Origin of the sequence: Streptacidiphilus sp. MAP5-3 (assembly GCF_041262505.1) — a bacterium.
Classification (GTDB): Bacteria; Actinomycetota; Actinomycetes; order Streptomycetales; family Streptomycetaceae; genus Streptacidiphilus.
Genome location: NZ_JBGCCL010000006.1, coordinates 249,481 through 268,008 on the forward strand (window position 1 = coordinate 249,481; position 18,528 = coordinate 268,008).

At 71.3% G+C, this 18,528-nt stretch carries 14 protein-coding genes and 2 tRNA genes; 7 read left to right on the plus strand and 9 right to left on the minus strand.

Annotated features, from left to right (window positions below):
- Nucleotides 1–2: 2 nt before the first annotated feature.
- Together ABH928_RS12765 and ABH928_RS12770 are read right to left on the minus strand one after the other, a co-directional pair.
- Complete coding sequence (locus ABH928_RS12765) at nucleotides 3–470, minus strand: carboxymuconolactone decarboxylase family protein (protein ID WP_370065429.1); 468 nt, start codon at nucleotides 468–470, stop codon at nucleotides 3–5.
- A 94-nt stretch (nucleotides 471–564) separates the two neighbouring features.
- Nucleotides 565–3,180 carry a bifunctional YncE family protein/alkaline phosphatase family protein gene (locus ABH928_RS12770; protein ID WP_370065431.1) on the minus strand — a complete coding sequence of 872 codons (2,616 nt, stop codon included), beginning with the start codon at nucleotides 3,178–3,180 and terminating at the stop codon, nucleotides 565–567.
- Nucleotides 3,181–3,255: 75 nt separating this feature from the next.
- Between ABH928_RS12770 and ABH928_RS12775 the strand changes: the two genes are divergently transcribed.
- Nucleotides 3,256–3,756 (plus strand): DinB family protein, encoded by a 501-nt coding sequence (locus tag ABH928_RS12775; protein ID WP_370065433.1) that lies wholly within the window; start codon nucleotides 3,256–3,258, stop codon nucleotides 3,754–3,756.
- Between the two features lie 22 nt (nucleotides 3,757–3,778).
- Here the strand turns inward: ABH928_RS12775 and ABH928_RS12780 are convergent, their stop codons facing one another.
- Complete coding sequence (locus ABH928_RS12780) at nucleotides 3,779–4,987, minus strand: alpha/beta hydrolase (protein ID WP_370065435.1); 1,209 nt, start codon at nucleotides 4,985–4,987, stop codon at nucleotides 3,779–3,781.
- 240 nt (nucleotides 4,988–5,227) lie between these two features.
- Between ABH928_RS12780 and ABH928_RS12785 the strand changes: the two genes are divergently transcribed.
- On the plus strand, nucleotides 5,228–6,583 hold the full coding sequence (locus ABH928_RS12785; RefSeq protein WP_370065437.1) for an MFS transporter: 1,356 nt from the start codon (nucleotides 5,228–5,230) through the stop codon (nucleotides 6,581–6,583).
- Nucleotides 6,584–6,602: 19 nt separating this feature from the next.
- Here the strand turns inward: ABH928_RS12785 and ABH928_RS12790 are convergent, their stop codons facing one another.
- Entirely contained in the window at nucleotides 6,603–7,274 is a 672-nt protein-coding gene (locus ABH928_RS12790; protein WP_370065439.1) for an enoyl-CoA hydratase-related protein, read from the minus strand.
- A 226-nt stretch (nucleotides 7,275–7,500) separates the two neighbouring features.
- On the opposite strand from ABH928_RS12790, the gene ABH928_RS12795 reads away from it, so the two are divergent.
- Nucleotides 7,501–8,415, plus strand: coding sequence for a glutaminase (locus ABH928_RS12795; protein WP_370065441.1), 915 nt, complete (start codon nucleotides 7,501–7,503; stop codon nucleotides 8,413–8,415).
- 193 nt (nucleotides 8,416–8,608) lie between these two features.
- Nucleotides 8,609–9,628 carry a hypothetical protein gene (locus ABH928_RS12800; RefSeq protein WP_370065443.1) on the plus strand — a complete coding sequence of 340 codons (1,020 nt, stop codon included), beginning with the start codon at nucleotides 8,609–8,611 and terminating at the stop codon, nucleotides 9,626–9,628.
- 79 nt (nucleotides 9,629–9,707) lie between these two features.
- Here the strand turns inward: ABH928_RS12800 and ABH928_RS12805 are convergent, their stop codons facing one another.
- Entirely contained in the window at nucleotides 9,708–11,456 is a 1,749-nt protein-coding gene (locus ABH928_RS12805; RefSeq protein WP_370065445.1) for a pyruvate dehydrogenase, read from the minus strand.
- Nucleotides 11,457–11,723: 267 nt separating this feature from the next.
- On the opposite strand from ABH928_RS12805, the gene ABH928_RS12810 reads away from it, so the two are divergent.
- Nucleotides 11,724–13,148, plus strand: a complete 1,425-nt coding sequence (locus ABH928_RS12810; protein WP_370065447.1) for an ATP-binding protein — start codon at nucleotides 11,724–11,726, stop codon at nucleotides 13,146–13,148.
- 146 nt (nucleotides 13,149–13,294) lie between these two features.
- On the opposite strand, the gene ABH928_RS12815 is transcribed toward ABH928_RS12810, so the two are convergent.
- The 3 genes from ABH928_RS12815 to ABH928_RS12825 form a co-directional block, all read right to left on the minus strand.
- Nucleotides 13,295–13,368, minus strand: a tRNA-Pro gene (locus ABH928_RS12815).
- Between the two features lie 102 nt (nucleotides 13,369–13,470).
- Nucleotides 13,471–15,159 (minus strand): LCP family protein, encoded by a 1,689-nt coding sequence (locus ABH928_RS12820; RefSeq protein WP_370065449.1) that lies wholly within the window; start codon nucleotides 15,157–15,159, stop codon nucleotides 13,471–13,473.
- 351 nt (nucleotides 15,160–15,510) lie between these two features.
- A tRNA-Pro gene (locus ABH928_RS12825) sits at nucleotides 15,511–15,584 on the minus strand.
- Nucleotides 15,585–15,826: 242 nt separating this feature from the next.
- Here ABH928_RS12825 and ABH928_RS12830 point away from each other — a divergent pair.
- Nucleotides 15,827–16,927, plus strand: a complete 1,101-nt coding sequence (locus tag ABH928_RS12830; RefSeq protein ID WP_370065451.1) for a LysR substrate-binding domain-containing protein — start codon at nucleotides 15,827–15,829, stop codon at nucleotides 16,925–16,927.
- 53 nt (nucleotides 16,928–16,980) lie between these two features.
- Here the strand turns inward: ABH928_RS12830 and ABH928_RS12835 are convergent, their stop codons facing one another.
- Entirely contained in the window at nucleotides 16,981–17,940 is a 960-nt protein-coding gene (locus ABH928_RS12835) for a metallophosphoesterase (protein WP_370065453.1), read from the minus strand.
- A 120-nt stretch (nucleotides 17,941–18,060) separates the two neighbouring features.
- Between ABH928_RS12835 and ABH928_RS12840 the strand changes: the two genes are divergently transcribed.
- Nucleotides 18,061–18,528, plus strand: coding sequence for a GatB/YqeY domain-containing protein (locus tag ABH928_RS12840; RefSeq protein WP_370065455.1), 468 nt, complete (start codon nucleotides 18,061–18,063; stop codon nucleotides 18,526–18,528).

Below are 18,528 nucleotides of genomic sequence, written 5' to 3' on the forward strand. Positions count from 1 at the left end.
GTTCAGTCCTGCGGCTTGACGTACGCCTGCGTGGTCACGGCCAGCCGGTTCCATACGTTGATCGTAACGATCGCCATCAGCAGATGAACGAGTTCCTTCTCGTTGAACTGCCCGGCGGCGCGCTCCCAGACCTCGTCCGGGACGCCGTGCTGCCCCAGCCGGGTGACCGCGTCGGTCAGCGCCAGGGCGGCCTGCTCGCGCGGGGTGAACAGGTGCTCGGCCTCCTCCCAGGCCCCGACGACGACCAGGCGCTGGAGCGTCTCGCCCTGCGCGGCGGCCTCGCGGGCGTGCATGTCGAGGCAGAAGGCGCAGCCGTTGAGCCCCGAGGCGCGCATCTTGACCAGCTCGCGCAGGGTCGGGTCGAGCTGCTGGGTGCCGACCTCCTCCATGCGCATCATGGCCTGGTAGGCGTCGGGGTCGATCCGGTACCAGTTGAGGCGGCCCGGCGCGGCGGCGGTGTTCTCACTCATGGTTTCGTCCTTTCGGGACCTCGGTGCGCTGTCTCCCACTCGACGGGGCAGCGCGTCGGGTTGTGACAGGCCCCTTCGTGACCTCCGTCACACCTCACCCGTCGCCGTCCGGCGAGCTCGTTCCGCCGTCGGGTCCGCCGTCGGGTCCGCTGCCGGGCATCGGGCTGTCCAGGCCTTTGACGCTGGCCCAGATCTCCTCGTTGGCCTGCCGCTCGTCCAACTGGTCCTCGTGCGACAGGTCCTCGCCCGCCGCCTCCCGGGCCAGCGGCCCGGTGGCCGGGTTGACGCCGCCGAGGACCGCCGCCGACGGCTTGACCGCCGTGTACGGGGTCAGGTTCGGCTGGTCGGTGAAGGCCGCGGACATGGGCGTGGCCAGCGCGTCGAACTGCGTCATCGGGCCGATGCCCGCGAGGAGTTCGATGGTGCGCAGCATCGAGACCGTGGAGTAGAAGGTCGAGTCGACCCTGCCGGTCTGCGTGTAGGGGCTGATGAGCTGTGCCTCGGTCCGGTGCGCGTCGACGTGGTCCGGTCCGTCCTGGGCGTCGTCCTCGACGACGAAGATGGCGGTGGAGGCCCAATACGGCGAGTGCGAGACGGTGTCGACCAGCCGCCCGAGCGCGTAGTCGTTGTCCGCGATGTACGCCGTCGGCGTCGGCATGCCGGGCGCGGTGGTCGCGGTGTGGTCGCCCGGCAGCCGCAGCAGTGTGACCGTCGGCAGGTCGTGGTGGGCCACGTAGCCGGTGAACTCCCGCTGCCACTCGTCGATCCGGGGCGTGCAGGCCGGATTGCGGCTGGGCCAGGTGCCGCCGGAGTCGGGGCAGGTGATGTCCCAGCCGGTGAAGTCCGGGTCGCTGTGCGCGACCAGCCGCGGATCGGGCCCGGACGAGCCGGAGTTGAAGACCCGGCCGGTCTCGTAGAAGCCGTAGTTGCGGAACGGGACGCCCCTGTCCGCCAGTCGGTCCCAGATGTACGCGTCGAGCGGGTCGCGGTTCATCGCGGCGGCCGGGCTGCCTCCCTCGTACTCGTAGGGATGGTGGCGGCCCGAGTAGTCGCCCACCCAGGTCTGCTCCACATAGGGGTTGCTGTTCGCGCCGACCGACCAGTTCCACCCCTGGGCGCTGACTTCGGCGTTGGCGTAGAAGTTGTCGAGGGTGACGAACGTCCGTTGCAGCGCACGGGAGTTGGGCGCGGAGTCGTCACCGAAGAGGTTCAGAGCCGGATCGCCGTCGCCCTTGCCCAGGCTGCCGAACACCTGGTCGTAGGTGCGGTTCTCCCGCACCACGTAGATGACGTGCGTGATCGGCGAGCGCTCGCCGACCCGCATCGGCACAGGGGTGCCGGGCGCCCCGCTGCGGTCGGCACGGCCGAACCCGTCGAACCGGCCGAACCCGTCGTCGCGGACGACCGTGCGGGACCAGTCGGCCAAGGTCGCGGCGTCCGGCGTGGGGACGGTGGAGAGGCTGCCGACGATCATCGTGCCGGAGTACTGGCCGATCCAGTGCGCGCTGGCGCGACGGACCGCGTCCGTGTACGGGTCGGGGCCCTGGGGGTTCGGGCTCGCCCCGAGGCCCTTGGCGTTGACGACGTAGAGCGAGCGGCCGTCGCGCGACGGGGTGACGGCGGTCGGGTACCAGGCGGTCGGGATCAGGCCCAGCATCCGGCCGTCGGCGGCGTCCAGCACCGCGACGTCGTTGTCGCCGGAGTCGGCGACGTAGAGGCGGCGACGGTCGGGGGAGAGCGAGAGGCCGTCCGGGTTCGACCCCACGGGCGCGCCCCGCCACGGCGCGAGGCCGAAGGTGCGCGCTGGGGCGCGCCCGCCCGCGTGCACGACGCTGACCGAGTCGCTCTCGCTGTTGGCGACGTAGAGCGTGCCGGTACGCGGGTCGACGGTCATCCGGTTGGGATGGGTCCCGACGGTGACAGTGCGGACCGGCAGCGGGCTCGCGTCGGTCAGCGCCAGCACACTGACGGTGTCGGCACCCTGGTTGCTGACGTAGGCGAGCCGCCCGTCGGGGGAGAGGGCGACGTCGTACGGGTCGTGGCCCACGGGAACGGTCCAGGTCGTCGGGGGCGCGGCCGCTCTCGGTCCGGTCACCTCCGACAGGGCCACCACGGTGACGGCGTCGGCCAGTTGATCGGCGACGACCAGTCGGCTGCCGTCCGGCGTGACCGCCAGGCCCGCCGGATACATCGTCACCTTCCGCCCGGCGGGGTTGGCGGTCGGCAGCGCGATGTCCGGGGCCTGGGTCAACCGGTCGTCCGGGCCGACGGAGTAGACGTGAACGGTCCCGGATCCGCCGCCGCTCGCGTAGGCGTGCCGCCCGTCCGGAGCGAAGGCGACGCCGCCGTAGACGCCGTCCGGACTGGCGTAGTCGAACCGCTGCACCACTGTGCTGGTCGCGGTGTCCACGACCTGCAGCGACTCCTTGGGCGCGTCACCCGCGTCGAGCACCAACAGCAGCCGACCGTCCGGGCTGAGCGCGGACGCGGTGGGCAGCGAGCCCAGCGCGGTCTGCCGCCCGACCGGCGCGACCCGCCAGCCCGCCGGGGTGTACGCGGTGCCGTCGCCGACCGGCCCGGCGTGGTGGCGCCCGCCGATGTCGACGCCGTACGCCGTCCCGGCGGCGGCCACGACGAGGGCGGTGAAGGCGACCGCGGTTCTGATGCGTCGTCCGATGCCGCCGGTGCCGTGGACCCGCTCTCGCTCCATGGGAGGTATTCAAGGTGACCGTCCGTGGACCTCCCCGCAGGACACGGCGGCGCATCCGGGTGCTACGTTCGCCGCATGAAACGAGTCCCGTTCCACGGTGCCGAGAAGGAAAGCCTGCACGTCGCCCTCGACCGGCACCGCGACGCGGTGCTGTGGAAGCTCGGCGGCCTGGACGACGAGCAGCTCCGGCGGCCGATGACCCCGTCCGGGACCAACCTGCTCGGGCTGGTCAAGCACCTGAGCGGGGCCGAGCTGGCCTGGTTCTGCGAGACCTTCGGTCGCGAGATGGGGCCGCTGCCGTTCGACCTCGACGCCGAGGACGACCCGGACATGCGCGTCGAGCCGCACGAGTCGACCGAGGAGATCCTCGCCTTCTACGCCCGGGCCCGCGCCACCGCCGACCAGGCCATCGGCGAGCTGTCCCTGGACACCGCCGGTACGGCGTGGTTCGGCGACTCCGTCACGCTGCGCTGGGTGCTGATCCACATGACCACCGAGACGGCCCGGCACGCGGGCCACATGGACATCATGCGCGAGCTGATCGACGGCGCGACCGGCGACCACAAACGCCGCTGACTCCCGTCGGTCCGACCATCCGTCAGGTGGAGGGGACCGGTCCCTCCAGCTGACGGCTGATCCACTCGATCGGGCCCGCGCCCATCGCCGGGACGTAGGTGTACGCGTTGTGGCGCCCGTCCGGGATCAGGTTCAGCGTGGTGTGGACCGGCCCCTTGTTGCCGTAGGCCGCGAGGAAGTTCTCGATCGCCCTGATCGTCGCCCGGTTCTCGTGGGAGCCGACCTGGAACGCCAGGTAGACGTCTGGGCCGCCGCGCGCGATCAGCTGCTGGGCCAGCACCAGCGGGTTGTTCTGCTGCTGCTCGACCGGGTGTCCCTTCCAGAAGGGCGAGTCCGGCACGATGTCCGGCCCGGAGGCCAGCACGGCCTTGAACCGGTCCGGGTACTGCAGCACCAGCTTCAGCCCGGCGAAGCCGCCGCTCGACGACCCCATGAAGGCCCACCCGTCCCGGGACCTGAGGGTGCGGAAGTTCTGCCGCATCAGGTCCGGGATGTCCTCCGCCAGCCAGGTGCCCATCTTGGGCTGACCGGGGATGTCGCTGCCGTCCCAGTAGTGGGAGTGGTCGTCCGGGCCCGGGTTGAGCACCGGCATCGCCAGCAGGAACGGTTTGCTCTTCCCCTGCTGGTACCAGTCGGTGATGCTGCTCTCCAGCTTGAGGCCCGGGTCCTTCCAGTAGTTGTCGTTGAAGCCGGGCCCGCCCGGAAGCGCGATCAGCACCGGGAAACCGCTGTGCGCGTACCGCGGGTCGCTGTACTCCTTCGGCGCCCAGACCCAGACCTTGCCGGTGTAGCCCGACTTCCGACCGGTGATGGTCGCGACCGCGATGTGCGTCCCGTCGTCCAGCGTGTGCTCGATCCGCCACTGCGTCTCCGGGCCGGTGGGCAGTTCGGTACGCGCGTCGGACGAGACCGCGCCGTCGCCCGCGCCGTGGCCGTCAGGGCCCGCCGGGACCGGGGTGTCGAAGACGATCGGCTCACCGCGCTGGCTGAACGGCGGGATCTCGTAGTGCTTCATCAGCGGGACGCCGATCGCCGCCACCACGCCCACACACACCGTCAGCGAGCCCCAGAGCAGCAGCCGTCGCGTGCGTCGCCGTTGTACCCGTCGTACCCGCCCGACGGGGCGAAGACGGGAGCGCCAGGTCCGCCGGTCGGCTGGTTCGTCAGGTTCGGCCGGTTCGGTGGGTTCAGCCGGTTCGGCCGGCTCGGGCGCGGTGGACTGGTCGGTCATGAGCGGCTCCGGGTGCTGGGTGCTGGGTGTGGCGACGCGGGTCGGGAATCCGTGGAATTCAGGACGTATAACGGGAAATCAACACTAAGCGCTCCCCCTGGCTTCTCCGGCGCGGCCGACCGGGCGCAATTTTCTCTCCATGTCGAGATTCTTGATGTCGACACGACTCCCGGGTCCAGGTATCTTGATGTCGAGATACCGCGATGGAGGCGGGAGGCCGGAAGTCCGGAGGGGGACGCCATGTGGAGCCAGCTGCGCAACCCGCCCGGCGGGCGGGACGCCCGGATCATGCTGGTGGCCCAGTTCGTGGACCGGGCCGGCACCGGTGTGTGGGCCGCCGCCGGCGTCCTCTACTTCGCCCTTGTCGCCGGGCTCGACGCCCAGCAGATCGGCCTGCTGCTGGGCGCTGCGGGCGTCGCCGGAATCGCCGGATCACCGCTCGCCGGGTGGCTCGCCGACCGCGTGCCGGCGCGCACGGTACTGATGGGCAGTCACCTCGTCCGAATGGTGGCCCTTTCCGCCCTGATGTTCTGCCACGGCTTCGCCGCGCTCCTGCCCTTCGTCGCCGTCACCGCGTTGGCCGAGCGCGCGGCGAAGATGCTGGAGATGCTCTTCGCCACCCGGATCGCGGGCGACCGGCGCTCCACCTACCAGGCGCTCACCCGCACCTCCGCCAACGCGGGTTACGCACTCGGCGCGGGCCTCGCGGCGATCGGCCTGGCCGTCGGCACGCTCGCCGCGTACCGGGCGCTGGTGCTGGCCAACGTGGTCACCTACCTGCTCGCCGCCGTGCTGGTCCGGCGCACCCGCGAGCCCGGCGCGCGGACGACGGCGGTCCCGGTCCCAGAGCAGGTCCCGGTGCCAGTGCCGGTAGCCACGTCGGAGGACGCGCCCAGCGCTGCCCCTGCCGCCGCCGCGCCGGGCCCGTCGGCGGTGGCCAACCCGTGGCGGGACAAGGGCTATCTGCTCTTCGTGCTCCGCGACATCCCGCTCTGCCTGGACGACTCCCTGCTCAACGTCGGACTGCCGCTCTGGCTGGTCGGCCACACCCGGGCCCCGCACGCGTTCGTCCCGGCGTTCCTGGCGGTCAACACTGTGCTCGTCGTCGTCCTGCAGCTGCGGATCTCCGCCGCGACCGAGGGCCCGCGCCGGGCGGTGCGCGCGGTGGTCTGGTACGGGGTGTCGCTGTTGGCCTGCTGCCTGATCCTGGCCACGGCGACCGGGGGCGGCGCGATCAGCGCCTCGCTGGCGCTGCTGGCGGCGGCGGTCGTGGTCACCCTGGCCGAGCTGGTCCGCTCGGTGACCTCGTGGGAGCTCGCGGTCTCGCTGGCCCCGGAGCACGCCCGTGCCGCCTACCTCGGGGTGGCCGGGATGTCCCAGGCGATCCAGAAGTCCGCCGGTCCGCCGCTGCTCACGGGCGTGGTGATGGCGGCGGGACCGGTCGGCTGGGCGGTGCTGGGCGCGGCGGTCACCGGTATCTCTGTCGCGCAGAGCGCCGCGAGCCGACGTCGGCTCGCGGCGATGACGCTCCCGCAGGCCGACCGGTTCGATCCGGCCGGCGCGAGCCGCTCGGCCCAGCCGGTCGGACTGAGCTGAGGAGAGGGCGTCGAACGGTTCAGCCGATCAGGACGCTCTTGTCGTGCAGGGCGTCCAGGACCGGCCCGTACATCCGCTGCTTGATCTTTCCCAGGGTCGGCCCGGCCTTCTTCACCTGCGGGTGGACCAACTCGACGGCGGCTGACAGGACTTCACCTTCGGACGCGGTCCGGTCGACGATCTCGCGTGCCAGTGCCTCGGCGCCGCCGAAGCGGCGGGCGGTGACCATCGCCTCGTGCGCGGTCTGCGGTGTCAGCCTGGCCTGGATCAGCGCCGACATGCCGGGCGTGAAGGGGATGTCGATGTCCGCCTCGGGCAGGCACCAGTAGCCGCGGTCCGTGCGCATCACCCGCAGGTCGTGCGCGAGCGACAGCATCGCCCCGGCGGCGAAGGCGTGTCCCTGGATCGCCGTCGCCGTGACGAACGGCAGCGTCAGCATGCGGGCGAAGAGAGCGTGGACAGCGGCGACGTAGTCCTCGACCTTGTCGCCGTTCGCGAAGAGCCAGTCGAGGTCGAGGCCGTTCGACCAGAACTTCCCGGTCGCCGCGGTCACCAGCGCCTTCGGTCCTTCCGCGGCCTCGACCTCGTCGAGCAGCGCGTTGGCGGAGGCCAGCCAGTCGGGGTGGAAGCGGTTCTCGGTGTCCCCGATGTCGAGGACGAAGACGTCGTCCTGGCGGTCGAGCACTGGCATGGCGCAGCTCCTGCACTGGTCGGTTCGTGGCGCGGTGTCTCGAAATCGGCTTCCCCGGACGAGACTTACCAGCAGGTAGCCAATTGTCGGTCATGCTACCCGCGACCTCTGCGGCTGTCTGTCGCTTTTGGGGCGGCTTGCGGGCAGGCGGTCGGTGATGCGTCCGTGGCCGGTCGGCGAGCTGTCGGCGGGCGGCTCACGCACGAAATACCCCCAGAATGAGCACGTGGACTACCAGGAACTCCTCGACGCGGCCTTGGCGGCGGCCCGCCGTACCCGTGGCACCGGCCATGTCGCCGACTACATCCCCGCGCTGGCGCGCGTCGATCCCGACGCCTTCGGCATGGCCGTCGCCACCGTCGAGGGCGACGTCCTCGGCGTGGGGGATTGGGAACAGCCGTTCTCCATCCAGAGCGTCTCCAAGCTGCTGACGCTCACCCTCGTCCTGGCCCAGGGCGGCGACGACGTCTGGCAGCGGGTCGGCCGCGAGCCGTCCGGCAACCCGTTCAACTCGCTGGTGCAGCTGGAGACGGAGCACGGCATCCCGCGCAACCCGTTCATCAACGCCGGCGCCGTCGTGGTCACCGACCGCCTGCACAGCCTGACCGGAGGCCACGCCGCCGACGCCGTCCTCGACTTCGTCCGCGCCGAGTCCGGCAACCCGGACCTCGCCATCGACCCGGAGGTCGCCGCCTCCGAGGCCGAGTCCGGCCACCGCAACGCCGCGCTGGCCCACTTCATCGCCAGCCACGGCAACCTGGTCAACCCGGTCGATACCGTGCTGACCGAGTACTACGCGCACTGCGCCATAGCGGCCAGCTGCCGCGACCTCGCGCAGACCGGCCTGGTCCTGGCCCGCCACGGCCTCCGTGTCGACGGCAGCCGCCTGCTCTCGCGCAGCGAGGCCAAGCGGATCAACGCCATCCTGCTGACCTGCGGCACGTATGACGCCGCGGGTGAGTTCGCCTACCGCGTCGGCCTGCCCGGCAAGAGCGGCGTGGGCGGCGGCATCCTGGCGATCCTCCCGGGCCAGGCGGCGATCTGCGCCTGGGGCCCGGCGCTGGACCCGGCGGGCAACTCCGTCGCGGCGGTCGCTGCGCTCGACGCCTTCACCACACTCTCGGGACTGTCGATCTTCTGACGTACGGCGCTGACGTACGTGTCCGGTGGTGCCGTGCGCTGCGGTCGATGCGACCGTAGCGTTCCCGGCCGCACCGCGCTGACTCGTGCGGGGGACTTGGCTGAGGAGGGCGTGACCGGAAGGCAGGCCCGCAGATAGGCTCGACGACCGATTGGGCGCGACGGTCGCGCACCGAACTTACGGGGAGGGCCTCATGTCGTTCGACCGGCCTGGTGCGCCGATGAATCCCGGCGCACAGCCGCAGCAGCCGCCGATGGGGCAGCCGCAGCAACCGCCGATGGGGCAGCCGATGGCACCGCAGCAGCAGCCTCAGCAGATGCAGCAGCAGATGCCGCAACAGCCGTCGTATCCACAGCAGATGTCGTCGGCTCAGCCGGGGGCGCCGCTGCAGCAGCCCCCGTCGGGCGGTCCGCAGTACCTGCAGGCACCGCCCGTCGGGTTCACGCCGCCGATGGGCGCGCCCGCACCCAAGAAGACGACCGTGGACACGGTCGTCTTCGGTGCGGTGGCAATGCTGGGGCTGGAACTGGTGATGCTCATCCTGACGCTGGTGAAAACCGGCGTGCTCCCCGAGCTCGGCAGCCTGTTCGGCGTGACCCTGGTGCGGTACGTCGCGGATTCCCAGTTCCTACCGGCTGACCTCGCCTACTGCGCTGCCCTGGCTCTGGGCGCGTTCGGCGCGTTCCGCGGCCGTGCCTGGGGGCGGCCCGTCGTGCTCACCGTCATGGCGCTGTTCGCCTATCCGACCGTCACCGACCTGTTGGACTCGGTCATCCACAGCGCTTTCACGGAGGGTCACAACCTCCTGTTCAACGTGGTCGCGATCGTCCAGTTGCTGGTCGCTCTGGCGACGCTCGGCATGGGCCTCGCCCAGATGAGCGCGAGCCGCCGCCCCGCGCGCCCGGCAGGTGTCGGGATGCCTGGCATGCCCGGCTTCCCAGGCCAGCCTCCGATGGGTCAACCGGTGCAGCCGCAGGGACAGTTCCAGCCGACCCCGCCGCCCGTCCAGCAGCCGGTGCCGCCGCAGCAGTTCGGACAGCCCCAGCAGCCCCTGATCGGGCAGCCCCCGATGGGCCAGCCGCAGCCTCAGCAACCGCAGATGGGCCAGCCGCAGCCGCAGCCGCAGCCGGGCTACGGCTACCCACAGCCCGCGCCCGGCTACGGCTACCCGCAGCCGGGCTACGGCCAGCAGCCGCCCGCGCCGGGCGCGTAAACCGAGCGCTGCCACGATTCCGGGCCCCTGACCGCGCCCGCACCCGCGACCGCGCCCGCGAGCGGACCTGACGCTTCGTTCACGGGCGCGGGATGTTGCGCAGATTGCTGCGGGCCAGGTCGATCATCCTGCCCACGCCGCCGTCCAGCACCGTTCGCCCCGCCGCCAGGGCGAACCCCTTGAGCTGGGCGGCGGTGATCGTCGGCGGCAACGAGAGCGCGTTCGGGTCCGTGACGACGTCGACCAGCGCCGGGCCGGGCGCGGCCAGGGCCTCGGTCAGTGCGCCGCGCAGCTTTTTCGGCTCGGTGACCCGGACGCTGTGGATCCCGCAGGCGGCGGCGATGGCGGCGTAGTCGACCTTGCCGTTGTCGATCTCGAACTCGGGATAGCCGCTGACCATCATCTCCAGCTTGATCATCCCGAGCGCGCCGTTGTTGAAGACCACCGCCTTGAGCGGCATGCGCTTGCGGTACTTCGCCACCGTCAGCAGCTCGCCCATCAGCATGCCGAGCCCGCCGTCCCCGCAGAGCGCCACCACCTGCCGCTCCGGATCCGCGAGTTGCGCGCCGATCGCGTGCGGAAGGGCGTTGGCCATCGAGCCGTGCAGGAACGAGCCGATCACCCGGCGGCGCCCGTTGGGCGTGAGATAGCGGGCGGCCCAGACATTGTTCATGCCGGTGTCGACGGTGAAGACCGCGTCCTCCGCCGCCACGTCGTCCAGCACCGAGGCCACGTACTCGGGGTGGATGGGGGTGTGGTGCTCGATGTTCCTGGTGTACGCGCCGACGACCTTCTCCAGGGCCGATCCGTGGCGCCGCAGCATGTCGTCCAGGAACGACCGGTCCTGACGCGGCTTCAACAGCGGCAGCACGGCACGCAGCGTCGCCCGCACGTCCCCGTGCACCGCCAGCTCCAGCGGCGTGCGACGGCCCAGCCGGGTCGCGTCGTGGTCGATCTGCACCGTGTTCCGGCCGGGCAGGAAGCTGTCGTAGGGGAAGTCGGTGCCGAGCAGCAGCACCAAGTCGGCCTCGTGCAGCGCCTGGTGGCACGCGCCGTAGCCGAGCAGGCCGCTCATGCCGACGTCGTACGGGTTGTCGAACTGGATCCACTCCTTGCCGCGCAGCGAGTGCCCGACTGGCGCCTTCACCGTGTCGGCCAGCTGCATCACCTCGGCGTGCGCGCCGCGCACCCCCGCGCCCGCGAAGATCGCCACCCGGTTCGCCGCGTTGATCGCCTCGGCCAGCGCGGACACCTGCGCGTCCGGCGGGATCGGCGTGGCGTGCTCGGTCAGGAACGCGCTGGTCCCGGTTGGGTTGGCGACCGGCAGCGCGGCCACGTCCCCGGGGAACGCGACCACGGACACCCCACGCCCACCCAGCGCGTGCTGGATCGCGGTCCGCAGGACGCGGGGCATCTGGCTGGACGTGCCGATCATCTCGCAGTAGCCGGAGCAGTCGACGAAGACCCGCTCGGGGTGCGTCTCCTGGAAGAACCCGGTCCCGATCTGCGCCGACGGGATGTGCGACGCCAGCCCGAGCACCGGCACCCGGGACCGGTGCGCGTCGTAGAGCCCCTGGATCAGGTGCGTGTTCCCCGGCCCGCACGACCCCGCGCACACCGCCAGCCGCCCGGTCGTCTCCGCCTCCGCCGCCGCAGCGAACGCGCCGGCCTCCTCGTTGCGGACGTGCACCCACTCGATCGCCCCGTCGGTCCGCCGGATCGCGTCGACGACGGGGTTCAGGCTGTCCCCCACCACCCCGTAGATCCGCTCCACCCCGGCCTGCCGCAGCACCGTGATCATCTGCTCCGCGACCGTGCGCTCTGCCATCGCCACGCTCCTCCGCGCCACCGTTGACTGACTGTCGGATTGCCCGTCGTGCCGAAGCGATCCTCCCCCGAAACCCGCGCCCCGCGCGGCAGTGACGCGGCAACGTCCGGGTCGCACCGGAGAGGGCGGCGCCGACTCCGTCGTCGTCCTGACCCCCTCCTCCACAGGCAGGGCTCGACCTCCCCATAATAGTTGCGCTAGAGATAGTATCTCTCGTGCTACTATCTTGAGGGATACCGTCTTCGCATCTTCATTGGGGGTTCGCTCATGCATCGGTTCATTGGCCGAGACCGGGAGCTTCGGGCCCTGGCGGTTGCGCTCGAAGACGTCCACCGTGCTGCGGGCAACGCCGCTCGGCCCGGCCAGTGCCTGCTCATGCGCGGACGGCGGCGGGTCGGGAAGTCAACCCTGGTCGAGGAGTTCCTGCAGCAAGCGGAAGTCCCCCATCTGTTCTTCACCGCCGGGGGCGGCTCTGCCCACGACGAACTGTTGGAACTGCTCGACGCGGTCTCCACCTCCACGCTGCCGCAGAAGTCACTCTTCGCAGAGGAGGCACCGGAGCAGTGGAACGCAGCCTTCCGGCTGCTGGCGGAGATCCTGCCGGACGACTCGCCGAGCGTGCTGGTGATCGATGAGGTGCCCTACCTCATGGAACGCATCGACGCCTTTGAGGGGATGCTTCAGCGGGCGTGGGACCGCCTGCTCAGCCGCAAGCCCGTCCTGCTGCTGCTGGTCGGCTCGGATCTGTCCATGATGAAGGCGCTCAACAGCTACGACCGGCCGTTCCACCAGCGTGGACGGGAGATGGTCGTGGGACCGCTCAACCCGGCCGACCTCAGCGAGATGCTCGAACTGGAGCCGGCCGCCGCTTTCGACGCCGCACTCGTCACGGGCGGCCTCCCGCTGATCTGCCGGGAGTGGCCGGCCGGGGCCACGATGTGGGAATTCCTTGAGGCAGCACTGGAGAACCCGATCTCCGCCCTCCTGGTCTCCGCCGAGCGATCGCTGGCTGCCGAGTTCCCCCCGCAGGCGATGGGCAGGGAGGTACTGCGGGCGATCGGCACAGGCGAGAGGACGTTCACCAACATCGCCCGGGTGGCGGGCGGCATCGCCCACTCCACTCTCACCAGGGCGGCAGACCTTCTGATCGAGAAGCGCGTGGTGGCGGCCGAACTCCCCGTCTCACTCCATCCCTCGAAGGAGCGCCGCTACCGGGTGGCGGACCCCTACCTCCGCTTCTGGCTGGCGTTTCTCGATCCGCACATGGCAGAGATCGAGCGCATCCGCGGCGACCTCACCCTGGCCCGGATCAGAGAGCGCTGGACGAGCTGGCGCGGACGCGCAGTCGAGCCCCTGATCCGCGAGGCCTTGGCCCGCATCCTGCCGGACGGCGAACTGCCCGCTGCTCCCGTCGTCGGCGGCTACTGGACCCGAAGTAACGACGTCGAGATCGATCTCGTGGGCGCCGATCGCGAGCCCGTCGCCAAAGAGTTGCTCTTCCTGGGGTCGATCAAGTGGTTGGAGACCTCCCCCTTCGACGCACATGACCTGGCCGCCCTGCACAAGCACCGGGCCGCACTCACCGACGACCCGATCCCCCTGGTCGCCGTATCCCGAAGCGGCGTCAACTGCTCCGGCCTCCAGGCGACCTACGGACCTGAGGACCTCCTCGGCGCCTGGCGTACCCGCTGAACGCCGTTGGTCACTACGGCCGGAGTTGAGCTCGGTGTGGAGCGGCGAGAGAACCGGACGTCGCTGCTCCCCGAAGCCGCCCCGGAAACGGGTCAGGGCCAGCTTCCCCGAAGGGAAGTACCGGCCCTGACCTACTGTTTCACCAGTCGGGGTGGCGGGATTTGAACCCACGGCCTCTTCGTCCCGAACGAAGCGCGCTACCAAGCTGCGCCACACCCCGGTGCAACGGGAGCTAACTCTACCCGACCCGGAGCCTCCGTCCGCCCGGCCCCGGCCTCTAAGGCCTAAGGCCGGGACGCGGACAGGGGCCCGGGCGGGAGAGTTACTTGGTCTGGTCGGAGTCGGGGATGCCGTTCCTGGTGGCGAGCGCGTAGGCCTGCTCGACGGTGAGGCCCTGGTAGGCCGCGGCGGAGGCCGGGAGGCCGCCGAGCGGGAAGGGGCTGGCCTGGGCGCACTGGACCGCGGCGCCCGCGTTCTCGGTGTGGGCCTGGGCCGTCGCCTGGCCGATGTTGACCGGAGCCTTCGAGGTGCTCCCGGAGCCGCCGCCGACCTTGAGGTCGGGGCCGACGACCACGTGGACAGTGGTCAGGCCGGAGGCGACGGTGAGGGAGGAGGAGGGCAGCCCCAGGGCGGAGGCGACCTGCTGGGCCTCGGCCTTGTAGCTCGGGTCGGAGGTCGAGTACTCCACCTCGCTCGCGTTCACCGACATCGGCGTCTGCTCGACGGCGGCGTTGCTGTACCCCTTGTTGGCCAGCTCGGTCTGCACCGCGGCGGCCTTGCCGGTGACCCCGGTCCCGTTGAAGACGTGGACCTCGATCGTGGACGGGTCGATCGACTGCGTGGCGGACGCGGACGGGGTGGAGCCCGCTGTCGGCTTGGACGACGAGCCCGGCGTCAGCGACTGGTCGTTGGCGATCGCCTCGAAGAGTTGCTGCGAGCCCGGGCCCGGGACCAGCCAGGCGTTCGGGTTGTACGGGTCCTGCGCCGTCGGCATGGTCGCGAAGGTGATGTGGTCGGTCGGTATCGACCCGAGGGTGTTGGCCAGGCTCACCAGGCTGGTCACGCCGGCGAGACCGTCGTCCACCTGGAAGGCCTTCGACGCCGACTCCGCCAGGCTGAAGACGTTCGTCGGGTCGGCCAGTGTGCTCGCGCTCTTCATCTTGTGGATCAGGGCGCTGAGGAAGATGTGCTGGGTCTGCGTGCGGTCGGTGTCGCTCGCCCCGCCGAACGCGTGGCGGGAGCGCAGGAAGGCGAGGGCGCCGGCGCCGACCAGGGTGTGGGTGCCGGCGGTCAGCTTGAGGTGCGAGCCCGGGTCGTAGACGTTGGCACTGCTGCAGACCTGGACGCCGCCGACGGCGTCGGACATGTTCACCACGCCGGAGAAGTCGACCATCATGTAGTGGTCGATGTGCACGCCGGTCAGTGAGTTGACCGCGGAGACCGTGCAACCCGGCCCGTAGTTCAGGCTGTTGGTGATCTGGTCGTGGGTCGGGAAGCTGTAGGTCTTCCCGTCCGACCCGGTGCACGACGGAATCTGCAGGTCCGTGTCGCGCGGGATGCTCATCACCGTCGCGTTCTGGTGGTCCGCCGAGACGTGCAGCAGCATCTCCACGTCCGCGTGCGGCAGCGAGTTGTCCGCGCCGCCGAGCGTGGCGTCCCCGCCGAGGCGGGTGTCGGAGCCGATGATCATGATGTTCAGCGCGCCGGGGATGACGGCGCCCTTCTGGGGCTGGCTGCCGCTGTCCAGTGCGGTGTGCTTGATGTTGCCGTCCAGCTGGTACACCCAGGCGCATCCGGCCGCCGCGACGAGTATCGCGAAAGCGCCGACGCCCATGGCTATCCGCTTGCCCCGGCTCTTGGCCTTCTGCTTGCGCCGTCCGTTACCGCCCGGTGCCCCATGGCCACCCGCCCCGTGGCCGCCTGATGCCGTCCGCTGGCCGGGGACCGACTTTCCGCGCGCAGCCTGGCGGGCGGCGGCTCGGCCGCCGAAGGACTCTTCGGGTGGTGTCACGACGGTCCCGCTCCTTGCCGCAATAGGTCAACACGCAATCGGTTTCCGGGGATCCTAGTCCCGACGGGTGAAGACACCAGAGGCTGGCCGTTCGGTTCCCTTCGGTGAGACCGCTCACAGTGACCTCAAGCGGTCTCAACCGGTGCGAAAACTGCACACAAAATGCGCGAGAACGGTCTGGGCACACGAGAAGAGGGTCGGGGGGGGGGGGGGGGGGGGCGCCCCCCCGGGGGGGGGGGGGGCGCCCCCCCCCCCCCCCCCCCCGGGGGCCCCCCCCCCCCGGGGGGGGCCCCCCCCCCGGGGGGGGGGCCCCCCCCCCCCCCCCCCCCCCCCTCTTCTGTGCGTCACCAGTCGGGGTGGCGGGATTTGAACCCACGACCTCTTCGTCCCGAACGAAGCGCGCTACCAAGCTGCGCTACACCCCGGTGCAACGATGGTTACTCTAGCGGACCATCCCCCCGGAGACGAAATCCGATTCCGCAGGCGGGCGGGGGTCGGACGGGGTGTGTGCGTGCGGGGGTGGTTTCGGGCAGGGTCCATGGAGTCGCTCGGAAACCGCCCAGGAGTCGTCCAGGAGCCCCACCCCGGGCCCGGCCGAGAGGCCGAGGTAAGGACGGACCGGGTGCTTCATACCGGAACGGCATGGCCGTACTCCTAAGATGGACGTATGTCCGAGCTGCGCCGCCTGCGTTACTTCCTGGCCGTCGCCGAGGAGCGGAACTTCACACGTGCCGCGGAGCGGCTCCACATCGCGCAGCCGGCGCTCAGCCGACAGGTGCGGGAGCTGGAGCGCGAGCTCGGCGTGGAGCTGCTGGCCCGGACGACGCACAAGGTCGAGCCGACCGAGGCCGGTCGGATGCTGCTGGAGCGCGGCCCCGCACTGCTGGAGGCCGCGGAGAACCTCTGGCGCGGAGTGCGCGAGTACGCGGACGGCCGGGTCGGCGCACTCAGCCTCGGCTACGGGATGAGCGCGGGCTACGAGACCGCCCCGCAGCTGCTGCTCGCGATGAGCGAGGAAGCCCCCGGCATCGAGGTGTCGGCCCGGGTCATGGCCTTCGCCGACATCGTCGACTCCGTCGCCGCCGGGACTCTGGACGTGGGCCTGGTCCGCTCCGCGCAGCTGGACGCGCTGGCGGTGGACGTGGAGCTGACGCTGCTGCGCCGGGAGCCGCAGGGCATCGTGATCAGCAGGGACCATCCGCTGGCCCAGGGCGCCACCGAGATCGATCCGGCCGACCTGGACGGCCTCAAGCTGCTGCTGCACCCGCGCGACCACAACCCAGGCCACTACGACGAGATCATGGAGATCTGCGCGCGGGCCGGGGCCAAGCCGGAGGTGCTCTACCGGGGCCTGGACTTCGACGCCTCGTACACGCCGGTGGCGTCCGGCGCCGCGGTGACCATGGTCGGCCTCTCCGGCCGGATCGGGCTGCCGAGCAGCCTGGTCTGGCTGCCGGTGACGCCGCGCGCCTTCATCGAGGTGCACCTGGTGACGCGCCCCGGCAAGCATTCGCCGTCGGTCAGCCGACTGCTGCGGGTCGCCGAGGAGACGTCGCGACGGCACGGCTGGCTCTCGGGCGACGTGGCCTCGCCGGGCGGCACCACGGACGCGGGCGAGCCCGCCGAGGCGTCCGGCGCGCCCCGGGCGGCGCGGGGCGCGTCCCTGCTGGGCCTGCACGCGGCAGGCGCGCTGGACGGTGCGGACGTCGGGGTGATCGACGGCGCGTACGAGGTCCCCGGAGAGGTACGCGCGGCCGACGGCGAGTAGCCCCGGTCGTCGCGGCCCGCTTCAGGCGCGGTCTGCTTCGGGCGCGGTCTGTTTCAGGCGCGGTCGCGCGGCCGGAGCGTGAGCAGGGTGGCCTCGGGCGGGCAGGCGAAGCGGACCGGGGTGTAGCGGTTGGTGCCGCAGCCCGCCGAGACGTGCAGGTAGGCCTGGCGCCCGCCCGCCACGTGCCGGGACAGGCCCTTGACCCGGCCGCGGTCGATGTCGCAGTTGGTCACCAGCGCCCCGTAGAAGGGGACGCACAGCTGACCGCCGTGCGTGTGCCCGGCCAGGATCAGCGGGTAGCCGTCGGCGGCGAACGCGTCCAGGACGCGCAGGTACGGCGCGTGGACCACGCCGAAGGAGACGTCCGCGTCGGCCGACGGGCCGCCCGCGACGGCCTGGTAGCGGTCGCGGCGGATGTGCGGGTCGTCCAGCCCGGTGAGCTCCAGGTCCAGGCCGTTGACCTTCAACCGGCCGCGGCGGTTGGTCAGGTCCACCCAGCCCGCCGCGTCGAAGCCGTCGCGCAGGTCCGTCCACGGGTTGTGGACGGCCCCGACGATGCCGCGTCGCGCCGTGCCGTCGGCGTTGTTCATGCCGTGGTTGCCGGAGAGCATCGCGGACAGGTAGCGGGCGGGGTTCTTCGGCTTGGGGCCGTAGTAGTCGTTGGAGCCGAAGACGTAGGCGCCGGGGAAGTCCAGCAGCGGACCGAGCGCGTCGAGGGTCTGCGGCACGGCCTCCGGGTCCGACAGGTTGTCACCGGTGTTGATCACCAGGTCCGGGCGGAGCGCGGCCAGGCTGCGCAGCCAGACCTGCTTCTTCCGTTGGCCGTTGACCATGTGGATGTCGGACACCTGGAGGATCCGCATCGGCTTGGCACCCGCCGGGAGCACCGGGATCTCCACCCGTCGCAACCGGAACGAGCGCACCTCGTACCCGGCGGCATAGCCGACGCAGGCCGCGCCGACGGCGGCGGTGACTCCCAGGGCCTTGAGCGGAACGGCGTATCGGGTGCGCATTCGACCATGGTGTCAGAAGCGGCGCGATGCCGGTGCGCGAGGTGCCGCACGCGCGACCGGACTGCTGAAGCGGACTGTTAATCCGGGCGGAGGCTTGCCCGGAGATGCGAGACTTACGTCATGACCACGACGCTCAAGCAGCAGCTCCAGGAGGACCTCACCGCCGCGATCCGGGCCCGTGACGATCTTCGTTCCGGCACGATCCGGCTGACCCTGGCCGCCATCACCAAGGAGGAGGTGGCCGGCAAGACCGCGCGTGTGCTCAGCGACGCGGAGGTGCTCCAGGTGATCACCCGCGAGGCGAAGAAGCGCCGCGAGGCCGCCGAGGCCTTCGACCAGGGCGGTCGCGCGGAGTCCGCGGAGCGCGAGCGGGCGGAGGGCGTGGTGCTGGCGGCCTACCTGCCGAAGCAGCTGTCCGACGAGGAGCTGGCCGCGATCGTGGCCGAGGCCGTCGCCGAGGCGAAGGCGGGCGGGGCCGAGGGCCCGAGGGCGATGGGCGCGGTCATGAAGATCGTCAACCCGAAGGTCTCCGGCCTGGCCGAGGGCGGCAGGGTCGCTGCCCTGGTGAAGCAGGCCCTCGCGGGCTGA

Coding starts and splice junctions, on each gene's coding strand:
- ABH928_RS12785 (WP_370065437.1), top strand. CDS start 5,228: ATGTGGAGCCAGCTGCGCAACCCGCCCGGCGGGCGGGACGCCCGGATC.
- ABH928_RS12780 (WP_370065435.1), bottom strand. CDS start 4,987: ATGACCGACCAGTCCACCGCGCCCGAGCCGGCCGAACCGGCTGAACCC.
- ABH928_RS12790 (WP_370065439.1), bottom strand. CDS start 7,274: ATGCCAGTGCTCGACCGCCAGGACGACGTCTTCGTCCTCGACATCGGG.
- ABH928_RS12775 (WP_370065433.1), top strand. CDS start 3,256: ATGAAACGAGTCCCGTTCCACGGTGCCGAGAAGGAAAGCCTGCACGTC.
- ABH928_RS12800 (WP_370065443.1), top strand. CDS start 8,609: ATGTCGTTCGACCGGCCTGGTGCGCCGATGAATCCCGGCGCACAGCCG.
- ABH928_RS12805 (WP_370065445.1), bottom strand. CDS start 11,456: ATGGCAGAGCGCACGGTCGCGGAGCAGATGATCACGGTGCTGCGGCAG.
- ABH928_RS12840 (WP_370065455.1), top strand. CDS start 18,061: ATGACCACGACGCTCAAGCAGCAGCTCCAGGAGGACCTCACCGCCGCG.
- ABH928_RS12770 (WP_370065431.1), bottom strand. CDS start 3,180: ATGGAGCGAGAGCGGGTCCACGGCACCGGCGGCATCGGACGACGCATC.
- ABH928_RS12810 (WP_370065447.1), top strand. CDS start 11,724: ATGCATCGGTTCATTGGCCGAGACCGGGAGCTTCGGGCCCTGGCGGTT.
- ABH928_RS12765 (WP_370065429.1), bottom strand. CDS start 470: ATGAGTGAGAACACCGCCGCCGCGCCGGGCCGCCTCAACTGGTACCGG.
- ABH928_RS12835 (WP_370065453.1), bottom strand. CDS start 17,940: ATGCGCACCCGATACGCCGTTCCGCTCAAGGCCCTGGGAGTCACCGCC.
- ABH928_RS12830 (WP_370065451.1), top strand. CDS start 15,827: ATGTCCGAGCTGCGCCGCCTGCGTTACTTCCTGGCCGTCGCCGAGGAG.